Here is a 15,307-nt window from a genome sequence, read left to right on the forward strand (position 1 = left end):
GTGATCAGGCTGGGCGTTGTGCGTGACGTTGACGATCCTGCATTAGATCTGCGCAGTCAGTGCCTGGGGATTAGGCGCGCGGCAGATGAAGTCGGCACCATCATCGAGCTTCACTTCAGAGGTGAGGAGGCCTGGCATCACTCAATCGACTGGGTGCCCAGCCTCGACCAGAGATCGCGCAGCAGGCTGTCACCACCCAGCCGGTTGGTACCACGCAGACTGAGCAGGACACAGGCGTAGGTCCGGTGGGGCCTCAGCCCCAGCAGTCGCTGCAGGCGATCACCGGGGTCGCGAGGGGGTGGGCCGCTGATCTGCCCAAGGCTGGAGGCGGTGATGCCGCTGCTACCGCCGGCCACCACACAGCCCTGGAGGGTGGGATCGTCGCCGAGGGTGCCGAGGGCCTGTTCCTGGCCCATGTCTTGCAGCAGGCGACGGCTGCGGAGGGACAGTGCCGGATCAGAGCGGGTGAGCTCCGCCACCTGCAACCGATCGGGCTCGCGGGCGACGAGGCGGGTGAGGGTCAGCTCCACCGCAGCGGCCGGCTTTGTCCCTGGAGCAGTCGGGCCGGGAACGAGCAGTATCCGGCGGGTGCGACTGCGGGCCCAGTCGCGCTGCCGCTCACCGCCGCGAACCTCCAGCTGCTTCAGCTGATACCCCTCCGGCAGGGACAGCGACGAGGCCACGGGGATCGCGGCGCGGGGCCAGGGCGGCATGGCGATCTGGCGGACCAGGGCGGCGCCGGCCAACAGGCAGAGACCTCCGAGAACGGCCCGGAGCCGGCGATCAGGAACCGGCATCGGGAGGCACGGCTGCAGCGGCGAGCTGCCGGTCGATCAGCAGAAGGTAGAGCCTGGCCAGCAGCGCCACTGCGATCACCGAGAACACCAGAGAACCCATGTCCTCATGGAAGAAGTCGAAGAGCACCTGCTGGTGCGGCACCTGAAAGCCGACGATCAGCGCCAGCAGGGCGATGCGGATCACGTTGCTGAGCATGGCCAGGGGAACCGCCGCCAGCAGCACGAACATCCGGTTGCGCCAGCGATCCAGCGGGAAGGCGAGCAGGAAGATGACGGCCACCAGGATCACCATCACCATGAGATCCCGGCCGCTGCAGGGTCCGGACACCTCCACTGCCCCATAGGGAAGAGAGACGAGACGCCCCTGCACATCCGCGGGGATCCCCACGGTCTGAAGCCCCACCCCCGTGGCCAGCGCGGTGAGATGACTGAGCGGCGCTTCGGGGTAGTGGTCGTAGAACTTCCGCACCAGCACGGCGGGCATGAACAGGGACAGGATCAGCAGCGAGGCGGCGAAGGGCCGCAGACGGCGCGGGGGTGCGCAGAGCAGCGCCAGGCCGAGGCCCTCGATCAGCGGGAGCAGGTAGATCACGAAATCACGGGCCAGGATCAGCTCCGCCCGCAGCACTGACCACACCACCAGAACGGCCCCGAGGATCAGCCCGCCACGGGTGGGCCGGGGGTCGAGGCTGGGCAGCAGATCCTCGATGCAGAGGAGGGCGCCACCCCAGATCAGCATCAGCATCACCAGCAGCTGGAGTTCGTCCTGGGTGGAATGGAAGACCCAGAGGTGGTGGCAGGCGAGCAGGGCAGCCAGGAGGATCCACAGACGGCGCGATCTGAACGATCTCAGCAAGGCACGGGAGGGCGGAGCATGGCCTGAATCGGGTTGGTTCATTCCAGCCTGCAGGTCGTGCCGTCTAGGTCTCTTCTGCTGGAAACGGGCTGCTGAAGATCACCCACAGGCGTCTGAGACGCCCGGTGTAGAGCACCCGTGCCAGTACAAGCGCGGCCAGACTGTTGCCGATGGCCTCCTTGGCTGCACTCCAGCGCACGCCCCTCATCTGCTGACTTTTGCGTGCACGAAGCGTCGTGCGCTCCTGCTCGATGCCGGCCAGCAGTTCCTCCTGGGCCTGTGACAGGGGCAGTGATCCGGTCCGTTCGATGACCGGTGGGGGGAGGTCCTTGATCGCGCTGTTGAGGTCTTCGGGAGTGGTGGCTGCCGAGATCTGTTTGCCCAGGGTGGCGAGCTGGTCGTTCGCCACGGCGGATTGTCGGTTGGCTGTTGACTCCACCTGAGCAAGTGCCTTGTAAGCCACGTAGCCCTGCAGGGGGATCAGCAGAAGGAAGCCGAGGGCTGCGGGCAGGGCCCAGCGGGAGGCAAAGAGCAGCAGCCTCACCGTGCGGGCTGTGGGTGAGATCAGGGCGGCCAGCAGCAGGAAGCCGAAGCCACCGAGGGGGATGGCTGAGTTGTTGATGAGTACGGTGATCAGCCCCTGAAGCCAGCCGAGGCTTGTGACATCAAGGGGTAGCAATTGGCGCAGGAAGACGATCAGATAGATGACAAAGAAACCCTTGGCCAACGCCCGCAGCGTGCTGACCAGCAGCTCGACGTCCATTTCGCCGAGATTGAAGATCCCTCCACGATTTGGATCTGACGTGCTTTCCAGTTCTGGCATCGGAGGGAGATGAAAGAGACAAGTTCGAAAATTATAAGCGGCGAGCATCTGTAGCCATACTTCTGATGCATGCAAACAACAGAAGCCCTGCCACCCGGCAGGGCTTCTGGACCGTTCGTGAGCAACCCGAATTCAGGCGTTGGAGACGGGCTGCTTGCTGAACTTGATGCGCTTCCTCAGCTTGCGGCTATAAGCGAAGGCACTCGCGGCTCCAAGTATGGAGATAGGACCGGGTACGGGGGTTGCATAGGCAAAATTCAAGGGAGTATTAGTTGCGTTAACTGCAGACGCGCAATTGGAGGTACTATTGCAATTGATACTAGCTACAGAGGACTCCGGAGGAGTTGTAGAAGATACAGAAAAGACAAATTTTGCGTTTGCATTTAGGCTCGAGTTTTGAGCAGCCGTCAACCAGGCCTGCCCAAAAATGTTCGCGTTAGCTTGATCGCCGAACCATTCTTGGTTCTGTAATTGAATTTGCTGTTCAGTTGTTAACTGAGCGTACTGTTCTTGAACCGTAATGATGTCATAAATACCAAATCCTGGAACATCCACCACCAAGGCGCTTGCTTCATGAGGCTGAAGTACCGACGAGGCAGTGGCCAAAGCAGAGATTATCGCGACAGTACCTCCCCGCCTGGGAAAACCGATCATGATTTCCTGACCTTCAAGAATAATATTTAGTTTAGCACCATTGTTGGCCTCAGCCGCTTCGATGTCGACTTGCTGAAAAATTCGACGCGAGGCGCTGCCTCATCCACGCCTCGCCCTCATACTTACCCGTGCAGGGTGCATTCACCGAGATGCGGGAATGGCATAAAACGCCGGCCTGGGTCTTCCCTCCGTATCCGGCACGAGACGGTCATGTGCCGGTACTCCTGCTCAGTCCCTGCGATGCGCACGTGCCTCCCGCCGGTCAGTCGATCGCAACCAGGCATGCCGAAGGGCCTGGCGTTGCTCTCGGGCAACTCCACCTTCAGCGTCGGCGGCGTGCTGAAGCCTGGTGACTAAGCCGCCGGTGCATCCAGGCCGCAATCCACCAGAGAACCGCGGCAGTGCTTGCTCCAAGGCCACCCATCACAGCCAAGAAGATGACGCGATCGGAGATGGATGGCGTCACACCCGGCTCCCCGCCACTCCCGAGCATCCACATCAGCCCGAGGGTGAGGCCCACGGCGCAGCCCTCGAAGGCAGCTGCCCGAGCCTGTCGGCCACCCGGCAGTGGGCGTGCCCGGAGATAGGTCTTCACTCGGCGGTAGGCCACACCGGAGAGCGTGGCGAACGCGGCCACCAGCCAGAGAAAAGCAGAGGGTGGTGGCGTGTCGGCCCCCGCCAGCGCGACAGAGGTGAGGAGCAGGAACAGGCCCACGGCGCAGATCGCCGCAATCCTGCCCTCTCCAGCCGCACAGTTAAGCGGCGGCGACAAGCGGCCTCGCGTCACTCAGCGACGCGCACAGGGGCGGTGCAGAGTCTGGATGCGGCGATGGGTCCAGCAGGCTGGTATCCCCAGGCAGGGTCCTCACGGAAGCTGTACACCTCCTTCCCGCCGCGCTCGATCGTGAACACGGTCCAGGTCTGACGCTCACAGCTGAGGCCGATCACCGCCTTGCCATCGTCGAGGGGCAGTTCCACGTGGCGGATCCCGTCATAGATCCACAGCAGCCGGCCTGCTCCGTTCTCGAGCAGGGAGCGAATCGGGCTGCCCAGGACCTGAGGCTGGGCGCTGGCGGGTGCGGCCAGCCCTGCCACTGTCAGCAGGACGTTGAGGAGCAGCGCCCAGGAGGCCCGGCGGTCACACATGAGGACGAAGAAAGGTCTTCATTTTGCGTTCAAGGCGCCCCCCTGTCCGCAGCAAAGGTCAGAGAACAGCAATCGGTCTTGGGATCAGCCGCCAGACCTGACCACAGCTTCCAGCATCCTGGAGCCAAGGGATGCGACGAAAGCGGCGACTGCGGTAGCAAGGACTACGAAGTTCTACGAGACCATGGCTGTCGCAACCACGAGGGTTACGGTCCGATGGCCCTCCTGTCCCGAGCAGGTTCCACCATGAACGTTCTCTGGTTTCTCCTCGTCGGTGTGATTGCCGGCTGGCTTGCCGGGGTTCTCGTCAAAGGGGGAGGCTTCGGGCTCGTCGGCGATCTGGTGGTGGGCATCATCGGCGCCCTGCTCGGTGGGCTTCTCTTCAGCGGTCTCGGTGGAGCCGTGGGGGGCGGTCTGCTGGGCAGCATCGTGGTGGCCACCCTCGGTGCGGTGATCCTGCTGGTGGTGCTCAGGGTGCTCAAACGGGCCTGATCCCTGCCGAAGATCCTTCACCTCGCTGGGCCTAAGGTTCACTTCAGTTCTTTCGACTTATCACCATGAGCCTGGAAGACAAGATCAAGGCTTCCGCCAAGGATGCCGAGGGCAAGCTTCAGGCTGCGGCCGGTGAGCTCACCGGTGATGACCAACTCAAGGCCGCAGGCGAGGCCAAGCAGATTCAGGCCAAGGTGATCGATGCAGCCGGTGGCCTCAAGGACAAGGTGGCGGATGCTGCCGATGCCGTCGGCGACGCCCTCAAGGGTTTGGGCAACAAGGCCTGACCCTTCGCCGTTTGCTCAGCGGCGCCTTGATCGGCCAGCCCCTGCACGGCCATGGCCTGTCAGCATCCGATACGCCTGAAGCAGCAGAGCGATCGCGATCACGGCTGTCGATTGCAGCGTCGGCACGACGATGATCGTCATCCGCTGCACCAGTCGGTGTTCGGGCACGGTGTGGAAGCGGTAGCTGTCGATTCCCAGGAGGAGCGTGCCTCCCAGGGAGAGCACCAGCACAGCGACGAACAGCAGGTTCGAAAGGCGGGGCCGCTCCCGCTCCCTCCAGGCCAGCAGTCCCATCAGCAGGTAGGGGACAAGCAGGAAGGCCAGAAACGGCAGATCCCCCGTTCGCATGCCGGTGGTGCCCGTGCCAACGATCACCAGGCTGGCGAGAGCGGCAAGCATGCACAGCATCCGTGTGGCGCGATCAGCCACCGCGGCTATCGAAACGCCCGCAGGAGTGACCAGGCCGAGAGGAGCAACAGCACGGGCCCGATCACAAGCAGATCGACCCGGATGTTCGCTTCCGGCGTCCTGAGCAGCACCAGCCATTCCCAGCCAGCGAAGATCCCCCAGGCGATGGCCCCGAACAACAGAGCACTGGGATGGCGGGCAACACCGGGCCATCGGAACCTCAGGGCCAGGTAGCCCGCCAGAAAAGAGCCGGCCACCGTCAGGATGGCTGGTGGTTGACCGACGAACAGGGTCACGAGCAGTTCCATGGTTTTGCCACCCTGGTGGATGGGCGAGACCGAGCGGACTGCTTTGCTAACAGTCGGGGTCACCTGGGACTTGGAGATGACGCTCTGCACACCGAGAGCGACCCTCTCGCCAAACCTCATCGTGGAATAGCTGTCCCAAAGGCCGCGGCAGTGGTTGCGTGTGACGCCCACCGGTAGCTGCTGGAATGCACCGCAAGGCTGTGATGTGACCCATGGCCATCGCCACAGCCCCCACTTCCACCCCGAAGCGATGGCATCGCAGGCTGTAGCTGTCCCGGAAGGCATAGGGCCGCAGCCACTCCCCCCTGGCCTCGCACTGTTGCTTGAGGGCGCGCCATTCGGGCTGCCTGGACAGGAACTGCTCCAAATAGTGTCCATTAAGCCTGGCCACGCTGCCATCTGAGCTCGTGGGAAGCTTCAGCAGGCCTGCGGCGAGTGCTCCCGGCAAGTTCCACTCCACCAGGCTGTCGAGCCGATCATTCAGCGGACAGGCCATCAGCCAGCGGGGCTCAGTCCTTTGCGCCCCGCAGGCCTTGCGGTAGCTGCACCACAGCCTTTTGATGCCGGCCTCGTCCGTCTTCACCGTGAGGTGCTGGAGTTCCGTGGGCCTCAGCCCGTACTGGGTGAGCAGCCGAAGCACGTTGGCCCAGCCGGGACGGTGACTGCCAGGAAAGATGACGTCCCTGCCGCTGATCAGGCGGCCATTACCAACGTAGTCGGATTGGTGCTGTTTTCTGGATCTGGTGGGTTGATCCAGACCACCTCCGGCTGACGCCAGCAGCGTGTGCTGCCGCTCCAGCGGCGAGGATGCCGTTGACGGGCCTGTTCGTACAGCTGGGCTCGTTGGCTGCAGATCGCAACGGCCTGGCCGCTATGGCGCTGATCGGGAGTCACGAACCGGATGCCGCTGTGGCGGTGCTGGTGGTTGTACCAGTCCACGAATGCACAGGCCCAGGAGCAGGCTTCTTCCACGCTGTTGAATGGCCGCCGGGGGTAGTCCGGCCGGTATTTCACGGTGCGGAACAGCGACTCCGAGTAGGGGTTGTCATTGCTGACCCTCGGCCTGGAGAACGACCGCAGAACGCCCAGCTCCTCCAGCCGGGTTTCCAGGGTGGCCGCTCTCATGGCGTTGCCGTTGTCGGCATGGAGGATCAGCGTCTGGCGGCGCCTTCTACTGATCCGCTCCCGCAGGCAGGCCCGGCTGACGAGATCAGCGGCGATCTGTGCGTCCTCGCGATCGGCGACATCCCAGGCCACCACTTTGCGGCTCCAGACGTCGATCACCAGATAGAGATAGAGCCAGACACCACGCACGCTGGTGGGCAGGTAGGTGATGTCCCAGCTCCACACCTGATTCGGCCCCCTTGCCTCGAGTCGTGGCACTGCGCGGGGTTCCTGCGGTGGACGGGCCCGACCGCGATGGTGAGCCTGGCCATGGGCGTGGAGCACCCGATAGAAGCTGCGCTCTGAGCCGATGTAGACGCCCCGATCGGCCAGCACAGGAACGATCTGCGCGGGTGGCAGAGCTGCGAATTCTGATTGGTTGCAGGTGAGGAGAATCCGCTGGCGTTCCTCATCTGTCAATCGGTGAGAAACCAGGCGGTGGCTGCCTTTACGGCCATCATGGCCGTCCCCATCACCTGCGAACTGACGCCGCCAGCGCTGCAGGGTGCTCAGCCCCACGCCCAGCAGCGTGGCCAGTTCAAAAGACCGTGCACCAGCCGCCATACCGGCATCGAGGATCTCCAGCGCCTTACGGCGATCAACTGGAGAGGTCAATCGTCCCCGTCCTCTCCCCAGTAGGCCTGGATCTTTTTTGACGCCATCAGCAGAGCAGCCGCCTCTGCCAAGGCCTTGTCCTTACGGCGCAATTCCTGCTGCAGGCGCTTGATCTCCCGCTGATCGGCCTGGTGGCGCTTCTCCAGGTCTTTCTGCTCGGCCATGGTCAGCAGTGGCTGCGCATTGGCATCCTGCGCCGCCTGGCGCCAGCGGTCCACCTGTTCGGGGAAAAGGCCCCGTTCGCGGCAGTAGGTGCTGAGTTCGGTGGCATTCATGCCAGCACTCTCCAGCACCACTGTGAACTTGTCGGAGGGACCCCAACCCTCCGGATCCTTCTGGGTGGCTGGCACCACCTCCCCCTGCAGCCGCCAGGCCTTCCGCCACTTGTAGAGGGTGATCACGTGAATGCCCAGTTCCTGGGCGATCTCAGTGCAGCTCTGGCGGTGGGGAGGCCCCATCCGCCGGCGGACATCAGCCTTGACGGCCTCGCTGTAAGGACGCATTGGTCGGTTCCATCAGGCCCCCTGGTGGTTGAAATGGTCGGAATGGAGAGGCGTCATCTTTCCTGGCAGAGGGGGGGATTGCGGGCCTCGATGGCGTCGATCAGATCCAGCAGTTCCTGATCATCAAGGGTGGCCTTGGTGCGTTTCGCGGCTGGGCGACCCCGCAGCTCCTTGATGCTGGCGCTGCTGATCCGCCAGCAGCTGGGTTGGTGGTGGCGGGTGACAGCGTGATCCGTGAGATTGCGCAGGGCGATGTAGCAGGCCGCACGGCTGGGTGGCTTGCCGCTCCACCGGATCAAGGTGCGCCGGAGAAGTTCGTGGCCATCGGCAGGTGGCTTGGACTCCGTGAGCAGAAGGACCGCTTCCTCGATGTAGGGCGCGTAGTTGCTTCTCCAGGTCTGCTCAAGGATCTCGTTCCGGCCGTTCTGGAGGGCATCCCGCAGGCTGTTGGCTATGGCTTCCCAGTCGGCGGTCGGGGCCATTGTGTCGCTCAGTCCCAGCGTGGAGGCCAGGGCCCCCCTGAGCGTCTGCTGGTTGCTGGCCACGAGCTGTAGATCCGCCCGATCAGCTGGAGGGCCGGACTTACAGATGCCGGAGACCATTCAAGTGGCAACACAACCCCCTGTGCTGGCTGACCGGGGTGGCGCACCTGCAGGCGGATGCGGGCTCGATGCCGGCTCACAGTCCAGCCTGGGGCGACTTTGGCGGCTCCCCGGAAGCCGATCTCCCAGGGCTGGCTGCGGGCATGGCGGCCAGGGAAAAATTGCACACAGGGCGTGTGCATAATTGCCCTTTCAGCTTACTCCGAGTTCCTTGGTGTTCTCAGAAGTCCCCCCCCCCCCCCCCCCCCCCCGCAAGGGAAGTCTCAAGTCTGGCTCAAGGATCTGATATCTGTATCACCCAATTGACTCACGGGGGGCTGGAAGGCCCCCTTCCCATTGGCAGTAAGTCGGAGTTTCAGAGTTCAAGGTCACGGCGATTGAATTGGTGCTCCTGTTCATTGCCTGATCCATGTTTCAGCCAGGGCATGATCAGCGCCCTCGAAGAAACGGGTCTCGGCATCGATGAATTTCGAGACCAGTTTTTCCGCCAGGGCCTGCCAGGCCCTGTCGCCCACCACCGCCACTCTCCGGACAGCCCGGCGATGGTCGCGCACGAGCGCCAGGTGGCGCCCCAGGGCACCGAGGCCGGCCCAGCCATCGAACTGGCGCAGATCCAGCAGCAGCTTCACACCTTCGATCCCCTGGATCTCGGCGTCGAGGTCGGCTTCGATCCGCTCATACACGCTGGACTCGATCGTGCCGATCAGCTGTGCGTCAATCACTTCGCCGTCCCGTCTGATGTGCATGGTGCCCAGCGATTCCGCCAACCACCGCCGGGCCTCCTCCAGTTCCGCGTTGCTGAAGACCCGCACCGGGCAGGGCATCACCAGGCTGAAAGCCGTCACGGCCGTCCGCACCCAGGCCACATCCGACACAACCGCCAGGCGTTCGAACCCATCCCAGTGTCGCAACGCCTCGCGGCCGTCGGCCCAGGCCGCGCCCAGGTCGTAGCCCTCAAAGGCGGGCCCCAGCTGGGCGAGCAGCTTGAGACGGTCGTGCTCCTCAAGGGCGCGATCCAGGGCAGGCGTGAGCACGTGGTCATAATCGTCGGCCGTGATCTGGCCCTGAAAGGAAAAGCCGAGGGTGCCTTCCGGCAGCCCGCTCATGCATTCGATCATGGGACTGTCCTCAGGGATGGTTGACCCGAACCGTAGCCATCAGGCCGATGTGTGCCCACAGCAAGAATGCCCGCTTCAGGGGATCGATTTTCGCTCCATCTGCCCCCAGCGGGTGCGGCACACCGGGTGGCTTGGTGTGTTGGATCAGTGATTTGGAGTGGCAGATTCTGATTGAGTTCGATCTGGAAGGGTATGGCTGCCTGGATAGGACATGAAACATCACAGGGAAGGCTGATCGATGCACCTCTCGCGTGCTCTGCAGGTGTTGCCACCTGTTGCCACCGATGAGCCACGCCCTAGGCTGAGAAGGTTCCGATTGCGGTTCTTCGGGCGGTATTCCGCTGGCACCAAGGCCGTAATTTCGTTAGATGCAACCGAGTCACAATGTCAACAGAACTACCGGATTTATTCCTAAAGCCCGGCGTTGGCCGCAGTCTTGCCGCTCAGGTCTGTGCAGGCTTGATCGCCGTCACCGCGGGGGTGGTCACCGCCCCTGCCGCAGGGGCGGCAGAAGCTGAAGCCCTGGCGCTGCTCAAGGGGATGACCACGTACATGTCGGCGCAGCAGGCCATGTCATTCCGTTACGACTCCGATCTGGAGGTTGTGACCACCGAACAGCAACGTCTCACGCTGGCCAGTTCCGGAACGGTGTCGCTGGCACGTCCCGGTCGCATCCGGGCCACCCGATCCACCGGTTTCGCCGACGTCGAAACGATCTTCGATGGCTCCACCTTCACCCTGCTGGGCAAAAAGGCCAACGTCTACATGCAGGTTCCGTTCAGGGGCACGATCGTCTCCCTGGTGGATGAGCTCAAGGACAAGTACCGCAGACCGCTGCCGGCGGCTGACCTGTTGCTGCCGAATGCCTATGCCGAGCTCACCGAGGGCGTCACGGATGTCAAGGATCTCGGCAGCGGCGTCGTGGGTGGTGTCGAGTGTGATCACCTCGCCTTTCGCAAGAAGGAGGTCGATTTCCAGATCTGGATCGCCCAGGGGGAGCGACCCTATCCCTGCCGCTACGTGATCACCTCCACGGCGGTACCTGGCTCGCCTGAGTACAGCATTCAACTCCGTGACTTTCAGACGGGACCCGCGGCCGCCGGCCAGTCCTTCGCCTTTGTGCCACCCCCGGGGGCCAGGGCCATCAGCAAGGATGAGTTGAAGACGATCAAGTCCATGGGCGAACTGCCCAGTCACTTCGTGCAACGAGGAACTCCATGACCACCACCCACAGGACCGCTGCTCTGGTTGCCGCCCTCGCCCTGGCTGGATCAGGCCCCCTGCAGACCATTCCAGGTCAGCTCCTGAATGCCCTGGTTCCGCCCGCGCAGGCCCGCGTCGGCCGTCCGCTCACGCCCGTCAGCGTGGCCGGAGTGGGCCGGCGCACCGTGCGTCGCTGTGCCGTTGGCGTCTACGACTACTGAACTCACAGCCCCCCCATGAGCCGCCCTGAGCTGCCCCACCGTCCTGATTGGTCTGCCCTGCCGGCGGACCTCAGGGAGCAGGTGGAGCAGTGCAATCCTGAAACCCAGTGGTTCTGGAAGGGGCTGGAAGCCAGCGACGGTTTCGAGCGGTTGCTGATCACCATCCGCCTCGCGCTCGCTGAATCCGCCTGTGCTGCAGACCCCCACCAGCCAGAAGAGCCTCCGCTTTGACGACATACTGAGCGGCAGGACGGCTTCATCGCCTGCAGACCTTGGTCTGATCGTCCTTCAACCAGCCTTACCGCAAGCCCATGACCAGCGCGGCCACGCACAACAAGATGCAGAGGCTTCGATCCGTCGGCATCTTCGCGGCCACGCCATCCGAGGTGCTGCTCCAGCTGGCTGAAGCTGTGGAGGAAGTGCATCTCACGGCGGGCGAGCAGCTGTTTGCCAAGGGGGATCTCGGCACCTCCATGTATGTGATCGTCACCGGCAATGTGCGGATTCACATCGGTGACCAGACCGTGGTGGAGCTTGGCGATGGCGAAATCGTGGGAGAGCTGGCCGCGCTCGATCCCGAACCTCGCTCGGCTTCCGTCAGCGCGATCGACCCCACCACCCTGTATCGCATCGAGCAGGCCATGCTTCAGGCCCTGATGGCGGATCATCCGGAGATCGTTCAGGCCGTGATCAAGGAACTGGCCCAGCGTCTGCGCGACACCACCGCCCCCTATGGCTTCGCCTGAGCACCGATGGATTCAGCGGCTGCTGGCAGCGCCGCCCCCGGCCTTGGCCTTGAAGCCACTCCAGACCGACAGTTCCTCGATGGTCAGCAGGCCTTCACGCCGTTCACCATCGAGATCCCAGGTGGGGAACGCCCGGATCTTGGCCGCCTGGCAGCGTTCACGCCCGGTCTGATCCTTGTCACATTCCACGTAAGGCAATCGTCGGCCCGCTTCCGTGCCGAACAGATTCTTCTGGTGGAAGCAGTGGGGGCACCACCAGGCGCCGTAGAAGATCGCTCCCCGGCTGCGCAGGTGCTCCACCAGCGCCTTCTGCTCCGCCGTGGAGGGGCTCACGGCTTCCCCGACGCTGCCGCTGGTGCTGCCCGCTGGACTTCCACCACGGGCGAGGGCCTGGTTGCGGCTGCTGCCGGCGGCTCCCACCAGCACCAGGCTCAGGCTCATCAGCGCCAGGGAAAGCAGCCGGGTGGGCAGCCGCTGGCCGGACGGGGCGTCAGGCATGGACCTCACATGTTCAGATGACCCGAGGCTAAGGCTGCGTTCGGGCTTCCGCCCTTTCCGGGGCCACCTGTTCAAGCCTCTGGCTGGGACACTGGAGCTCAGATGCGCTGCCTCGCGAACCGATGAGCTTGCCTCGATGAGTGCCAACGGCTATCGCGACTATTTCAAGGTGCTGGGCATCGAGCGCAGCGCGGATGCCGATGCCGTCAAGCGTTCGTTTCGCAAGCTGGCCCGCCAGTACCACCCGGATGTGAATCCCGGTGATTCCACGGCCGAGGCCAAGTTCAAGGAGATCAGCGAGGCCTACGAGGTGCTCTCCGATCCCGACAAGCGTCGGCGCTACGAACAGTTCGGCCAGTACTGGAGCCAGGCCGGCGGGGGGGCTGGCGGGGCCCCGGGCTTCGATGTGGATTTCGGCCGCTACGGCAACTTCGATGACTTCATCAACGACCTGCTGGGCCGCTTCGGTGGAGCCCAGGGTGGTTCCGGTTTCGGAGCAGGACCCGGTGGTTTCGGGTTCTCAGGCGGTTTTCCTGGCGGCTTCCCCAGCGGGTTCGGCGGACCGGCGACGGGTCGCAGCGGCACCCTCAACCTGGACGCGGAAGCGACCATCAGCCTCACTTTCGCCGAAGCGTTCCGCGGCTGCGAGCGCACCCTGGCCGTCAATGAGGAACGGGTGCAGGTGCGCATCCCGGCCGGTGTCCGCAGCGGCAGCCGCCTCCGGCTCAAGGGCAAGGGCAACCTGCAGCCCGGCACCGGCCGTCGCGGCGACCTCTATCTCAATCTTCAGCTTCAGGACCACCCGATCTGGCGCCTGGATGGAGATCAGTTGCGAGCCGATCTGCCCCTCAGCCTCGATGAGCTGGCCCTGGGCGGTGAGGTGAGGGTGGCCACCCCTGACGGGGAGGCCACTGTGCAGGTGCCCCCCGGCGTGGCTTTGGGCCGCAGCCTGCGCCTGAAGGGCAAAGGCTGGCCCGTCAAGGACGGCCGTGGTGATCTGTTGCTCAGCCTCACCCTCAAGCTGCCGGAGCACTTCAGCGACACCGAGAGGCAACTGCTGGAGAAGCTGCGCGAGGCCCGCAGTGTTGACCCGCGCCGGGAGTGGATGCGGGCGGCCCAACTCTGAAAGTCATCCAGGTGTGATCGTCTTCCTGAAACGACTGAATTGAGAGGGAAAAATTGATCCTCTCAGTGCGAATCTGTACCGTGCGAATGTTTGGCGGCCGGTCACTCCCAGTTGTCGATGGCTGCTGGCGCCAGATTTCAGACTTCCTATCGATTGAGAGAAAAAAATGGTGTGGAAGCCTGGGCTTTAGGATCGTCTCAAGTGATTCGACTGCATGGAGCTGACCTACCGTCCGCGGCGCCTCCGCCGCACACCGGCGCTGCGCGCCATGGTGCGTGAGTTTCAGCTGAGCCCGGCGGATTTCATCCTGCCGTTGTTCGTTCATGAAGGCGCCAGCAACGAGCCGATCGGCGCCATGCCCGGCGCCTTCCGCTGGAGCCTCGAAGGTCTGGTGGAGGAGGTGGGCCGCGCCTGGGATCTCGGCATCCGCTGCGTGGTGCTCTTCCCGAAGGTCGCCGACGGTCTCAAGACCGAGGACGGAGCTGAATGCTTCAACGAGGGTGGCCTGATCCCCCGGGCGATCCGGCGGCTCAAGCAGGATCACCCTGGGATGGCGATCATGACCGACGTGGCCCTCGACCCCTACTCCTGTGATGGCCACGACGGCATCGTCAGTGCCGAGGGCGAGGTGCTCAATGACGAGACCGTGGCGATCCTCTGCCGCCAGGCCGTGGCTCAGGCCAGGGCCGGCGCTGACCTGATCGGCCCCAGCGACATGATGGATGGCCGCGTGGGTGCGATCCGCGAGGCCCTCGATGAGGAGGGATTCGAGCACGTGGGAATCATCAGCTACACCGCCAAGTACGCCTCCGCGTACTACGGTCCCTTCCGCGAAGCCCTGGATTCCGCCCCGCGCACCGACTCCAGCAAACCCATTCCCAAAGACAAGAGCACCTACCAGATGGATCCGGCCAATGGCCGCGAGTCTCTCACCGAAGCCCTGCTCGATGAGCAGGAAGGTGCCGACATCCTGATGGTGAAGCCTGGCCTGGCCTACCTCGACATCATCCACCGCCTGCGCGGCGAAACCGAACTTCCGATCGCCGCCTACAACGTCAGCGGTGAATACTCCATGGTCAAGGCGGCCGCGGAGCGGGGCTGGATCGATGAGCGGGCGGTGGTGCTGGAAACCCTGCTCTGCTTCAAGCGGGCCGGGGCCGATCTGATCCTCACGTATCACGCCTGCGAGGCAGCTCGCTGGCTGCGGGAAGGCTGACCACGGCGGTGCCCAGCGAAGCCGGTGCAGCCGCGGTGGTGCCCAGCGGCCACTCAGAATGGCGTCAGCGTCAGGGAACGGCCATGGCCGTGCAGCGACTGGGCCATGTGGCCGTGCGGGTGGAGGACATGGCCCGGGCCAAGGCCTTCTACGAGGCGCTCGGTCTGCGCGTCACCTGGGACGCCGATGACTGGGCCTACCTCCAGTCGCCCGAATCCGGCGATGGCATCGCCCTGCTCTCCCCCAGTTACCGCCAGGCCGGTCCCCATTTCGCGTTCCACTTCGAGGACCGTGCCGGGGTGGATCGGGTCCACGCCCAGCTTGAGGCCTCCGGCCACCGGGTCGGTCCCGTCCATGACCATCGTGACGGCACCGCTTCCTTCTACCTGCAGGATTCCGAGGGCAACTGGCTGGAGATGCTCTACGAGCCTCCCACCGGCATCGCCTCCAACACCGGTCAGGCAGTGATTCCGCTCAAGGCGCGATCCCAGGCCGGGCGAGGGCAGGAGCCGGTTTGAGCCCCG

General features: G+C 64.0%; 22 protein-coding genes. 9 read left to right on the forward strand and 13 right to left on the reverse strand.

Annotation, left to right across the window (positions count from 1 at the left end):
- Positions 1-137 precede the first annotated feature (137 nt).
- The 6 genes from I1E95_RS11850 to I1E95_RS11875 form a co-directional block, all read right to left on the reverse strand.
- Positions 138-797 (reverse strand): hypothetical protein, encoded by a 660-nt coding sequence (locus tag I1E95_RS11850; RefSeq protein WP_197162503.1) that lies wholly within the window; start codon positions 795-797, stop codon positions 138-140.
- Positions 784-1,653: an exosortase/archaeosortase family protein gene (locus I1E95_RS11855; RefSeq protein ID WP_231594601.1), complete on the reverse strand. Its 870-nt coding sequence runs from the start codon at positions 1,651-1,653 to the stop codon at positions 784-786. Before I1E95_RS11855 ends, I1E95_RS11850 begins: the two co-directional genes overlap by 14 nt.
- 64 nt (positions 1,654-1,717) lie before the next feature.
- Positions 1,718-2,416, reverse strand: coding sequence for a hypothetical protein (locus I1E95_RS11860; protein ID WP_197162506.1), 699 nt, complete (start codon positions 2,414-2,416; stop codon positions 1,718-1,720).
- 192 nt (positions 2,417-2,608) lie between these two features.
- On the reverse strand, positions 2,609-3,130 hold the full coding sequence (locus I1E95_RS11865) for a hypothetical protein (RefSeq protein WP_197162508.1): 522 nt from the start codon (positions 3,128-3,130) through the stop codon (positions 2,609-2,611).
- Positions 3,131-3,452: 322 nt separating this feature from the next.
- The gene (locus tag I1E95_RS11870) at positions 3,453-3,902 is read right to left on the reverse strand and encodes a hypothetical protein (RefSeq protein WP_197162510.1); all 450 of its coding nucleotides are present in this window, start codon (positions 3,900-3,902) and stop codon (positions 3,453-3,455) included.
- 11 nt (positions 3,903-3,913) lie between these two features.
- Entirely contained in the window at positions 3,914-4,276 is a 363-nt protein-coding gene (locus I1E95_RS11875; RefSeq protein ID WP_197162512.1) for a hypothetical protein, read from the reverse strand.
- A 246-nt stretch (positions 4,277-4,522) separates the two neighbouring features.
- Between I1E95_RS11875 and I1E95_RS11880 the strand changes: the two genes are divergently transcribed.
- Both I1E95_RS11880 and I1E95_RS11885 read left to right on the forward strand, forming a co-directional pair.
- Positions 4,523-4,768 (forward strand): GlsB/YeaQ/YmgE family stress response membrane protein, encoded by a 246-nt coding sequence (locus I1E95_RS11880; protein ID WP_197162514.1) that lies wholly within the window; start codon positions 4,523-4,525, stop codon positions 4,766-4,768.
- Positions 4,769-4,833: 65 nt separating this feature from the next.
- Complete coding sequence (locus tag I1E95_RS11885) at positions 4,834-5,055, forward strand: CsbD family protein (RefSeq protein ID WP_197162516.1); 222 nt, start codon at positions 4,834-4,836, stop codon at positions 5,053-5,055.
- Between the two features lie 15 nt (positions 5,056-5,070).
- Here I1E95_RS11885 and I1E95_RS11890 read toward each other — a convergent pair whose 3' ends face one another.
- The 6 genes from I1E95_RS11890 to I1E95_RS11910 all read right to left on the reverse strand — a co-directional run bounded on the left by I1E95_RS11890 (position 5,071) and on the right by I1E95_RS11910 (position 9,773).
- A complete protein-coding gene (locus I1E95_RS11890) occupies positions 5,071-5,463 on the reverse strand; it encodes a hypothetical protein (RefSeq protein ID WP_197162518.1) in 393 nt (130 codons plus the stop codon).
- Between the two features lie 26 nt (positions 5,464-5,489).
- Positions 5,490-5,771: a hypothetical protein gene (locus tag I1E95_RS11895; RefSeq protein ID WP_197162519.1), complete on the reverse strand. Its 282-nt coding sequence runs from the start codon at positions 5,769-5,771 to the stop codon at positions 5,490-5,492.
- A gap of 693 nt (positions 5,772-6,464) precedes the next feature.
- Positions 6,465-7,550 (reverse strand): IS3 family transposase, encoded by a 1,086-nt coding sequence (locus I1E95_RS11900; RefSeq protein ID WP_231594602.1) that lies wholly within the window; start codon positions 7,548-7,550, stop codon positions 6,465-6,467.
- Positions 7,547-8,053, reverse strand: coding sequence for a helix-turn-helix domain-containing protein (locus I1E95_RS16950; protein WP_231594603.1), 507 nt, complete (start codon positions 8,051-8,053; stop codon positions 7,547-7,549). Before I1E95_RS16950 ends, I1E95_RS11900 begins: the two co-directional genes overlap by 4 nt.
- Before the next feature lie 53 nt (positions 8,054-8,106).
- Entirely contained in the window at positions 8,107-8,598 is a 492-nt protein-coding gene (locus I1E95_RS11905) for a hypothetical protein (RefSeq protein WP_197162521.1), read from the reverse strand.
- Positions 8,599-9,050: 452 nt separating this feature from the next.
- On the reverse strand, positions 9,051-9,773 hold the full coding sequence (locus I1E95_RS11910; protein ID WP_231594605.1) for an STAS/SEC14 domain-containing protein: 723 nt from the start codon (positions 9,771-9,773) through the stop codon (positions 9,051-9,053).
- A 459-nt stretch (positions 9,774-10,232) separates the two neighbouring features.
- On the opposite strand from I1E95_RS11910, the gene I1E95_RS11915 reads away from it, so the two are divergent.
- The 4 genes from I1E95_RS11915 (at position 10,233) to I1E95_RS11930 (ending at position 11,943) form a co-directional block, all read left to right on the forward strand.
- Positions 10,233-10,994 (forward strand): DUF2092 domain-containing protein, encoded by a 762-nt coding sequence (locus I1E95_RS11915; RefSeq protein WP_231594606.1) that lies wholly within the window; start codon positions 10,233-10,235, stop codon positions 10,992-10,994.
- A complete protein-coding gene (locus tag I1E95_RS11920) occupies positions 10,991-11,197 on the forward strand; it encodes a hypothetical protein (protein ID WP_197162525.1) in 207 nt (68 codons plus the stop codon). The genes I1E95_RS11915 and I1E95_RS11920 overlap by 4 nt, the downstream gene beginning before the upstream one ends.
- Before the next feature lie 15 nt (positions 11,198-11,212).
- Complete coding sequence (locus tag I1E95_RS11925; protein ID WP_197162527.1) at positions 11,213-11,428, forward strand: hypothetical protein; 216 nt, start codon at positions 11,213-11,215, stop codon at positions 11,426-11,428.
- Between the two features lie 80 nt (positions 11,429-11,508).
- Positions 11,509-11,943, forward strand: coding sequence for a cyclic nucleotide-binding domain-containing protein (locus I1E95_RS11930; RefSeq protein WP_197162529.1), 435 nt, complete (start codon positions 11,509-11,511; stop codon positions 11,941-11,943).
- Positions 11,944-11,955: 12 nt separating this feature from the next.
- Here the strand turns inward: I1E95_RS11930 and I1E95_RS11935 are convergent, their stop codons facing one another.
- A complete protein-coding gene (locus I1E95_RS11935) occupies positions 11,956-12,441 on the reverse strand; it encodes a hypothetical protein (RefSeq protein WP_197162531.1) in 486 nt (161 codons plus the stop codon).
- A 136-nt stretch (positions 12,442-12,577) separates the two neighbouring features.
- Between I1E95_RS11935 and I1E95_RS11940 the strand changes: the two genes are divergently transcribed.
- The 3 genes from I1E95_RS11940 to I1E95_RS11950 all read left to right on the forward strand — a co-directional run bounded on the left by I1E95_RS11940 (position 12,578) and on the right by I1E95_RS11950 (position 15,301).
- Positions 12,578-13,567, forward strand: a complete 990-nt coding sequence (locus I1E95_RS11940; protein WP_197162539.1) for a DnaJ C-terminal domain-containing protein — start codon at positions 12,578-12,580, stop codon at positions 13,565-13,567.
- 214 nt (positions 13,568-13,781) lie between these two features.
- Entirely contained in the window at positions 13,782-14,783 is a 1,002-nt protein-coding gene (gene hemB / locus I1E95_RS11945; RefSeq protein WP_197162541.1) for a porphobilinogen synthase, read from the forward strand.
- Between the two features lie 83 nt (positions 14,784-14,866).
- A complete protein-coding gene (locus I1E95_RS11950) occupies positions 14,867-15,301 on the forward strand; it encodes a VOC family protein (RefSeq protein WP_197167460.1) in 435 nt (144 codons plus the stop codon).
- Positions 15,302-15,307 lie beyond the last annotated feature (6 nt).

Origin of the sequence: Synechococcus sp. CBW1107 (assembly GCF_015841355.1) — a bacterium.
Taxonomy (GTDB): Bacteria; Cyanobacteriota; Cyanobacteriia; order PCC-6307; family Cyanobiaceae; genus Regnicoccus_A.

Bases quoted from the DNA above. Each gene is read 5' to 3' on its own strand.
- hemB (WP_197162541.1), top strand. From the start codon at position 13,782: ATGGAGCTGACCTACCGTCCGCGGCGCCTCCGCCGCACACCGGCGCTG.
- I1E95_RS11890 (WP_197162518.1), bottom strand. From the start codon at position 5,463: ATGCTGTGCATGCTTGCCGCTCTCGCCAGCCTGGTGATCGTTGGCACG.
- I1E95_RS11925 (WP_197162527.1), top strand. From the start codon at position 11,213: ATGAGCCGCCCTGAGCTGCCCCACCGTCCTGATTGGTCTGCCCTGCCG.
- I1E95_RS11920 (WP_197162525.1), top strand. From the start codon at position 10,991: ATGACCACCACCCACAGGACCGCTGCTCTGGTTGCCGCCCTCGCCCTG.
- I1E95_RS11930 (WP_197162529.1), top strand. From the start codon at position 11,509: ATGACCAGCGCGGCCACGCACAACAAGATGCAGAGGCTTCGATCCGTC.
- I1E95_RS11950 (WP_197167460.1), top strand. From the start codon at position 14,867: ATGGCCGTGCAGCGACTGGGCCATGTGGCCGTGCGGGTGGAGGACATG.
- I1E95_RS11935 (WP_197162531.1), bottom strand. From the start codon at position 12,441: ATGCCTGACGCCCCGTCCGGCCAGCGGCTGCCCACCCGGCTGCTTTCC.
- I1E95_RS11860 (WP_197162506.1), bottom strand. From the start codon at position 2,416: ATGGACGTCGAGCTGCTGGTCAGCACGCTGCGGGCGTTGGCCAAGGGT.
- I1E95_RS11875 (WP_197162512.1), bottom strand. From the start codon at position 4,276: ATGTGTGACCGCCGGGCCTCCTGGGCGCTGCTCCTCAACGTCCTGCTG.
- I1E95_RS11910 (WP_231594605.1), bottom strand. From the start codon at position 9,773: ATGATCGAATGCATGAGCGGGCTGCCGGAAGGCACCCTCGGCTTTTCC.
- I1E95_RS11885 (WP_197162516.1), top strand. From the start codon at position 4,834: ATGAGCCTGGAAGACAAGATCAAGGCTTCCGCCAAGGATGCCGAGGGC.
- I1E95_RS11895 (WP_197162519.1), bottom strand. From the start codon at position 5,771: ATGGAACTGCTCGTGACCCTGTTCGTCGGTCAACCACCAGCCATCCTG.
- I1E95_RS11940 (WP_197162539.1), top strand. From the start codon at position 12,578: ATGAGTGCCAACGGCTATCGCGACTATTTCAAGGTGCTGGGCATCGAG.
- I1E95_RS11880 (WP_197162514.1), top strand. From the start codon at position 4,523: ATGAACGTTCTCTGGTTTCTCCTCGTCGGTGTGATTGCCGGCTGGCTT.
- I1E95_RS16950 (WP_231594603.1), bottom strand. From the start codon at position 8,053: ATGCGTCCTTACAGCGAGGCCGTCAAGGCTGATGTCCGCCGGCGGATG.
- I1E95_RS11865 (WP_197162508.1), bottom strand. From the start codon at position 3,130: ATGATCGGTTTTCCCAGGCGGGGAGGTACTGTCGCGATAATCTCTGCT.
- I1E95_RS11850 (WP_197162503.1), bottom strand. From the start codon at position 797: ATGCCGGTTCCTGATCGCCGGCTCCGGGCCGTTCTCGGAGGTCTCTGC.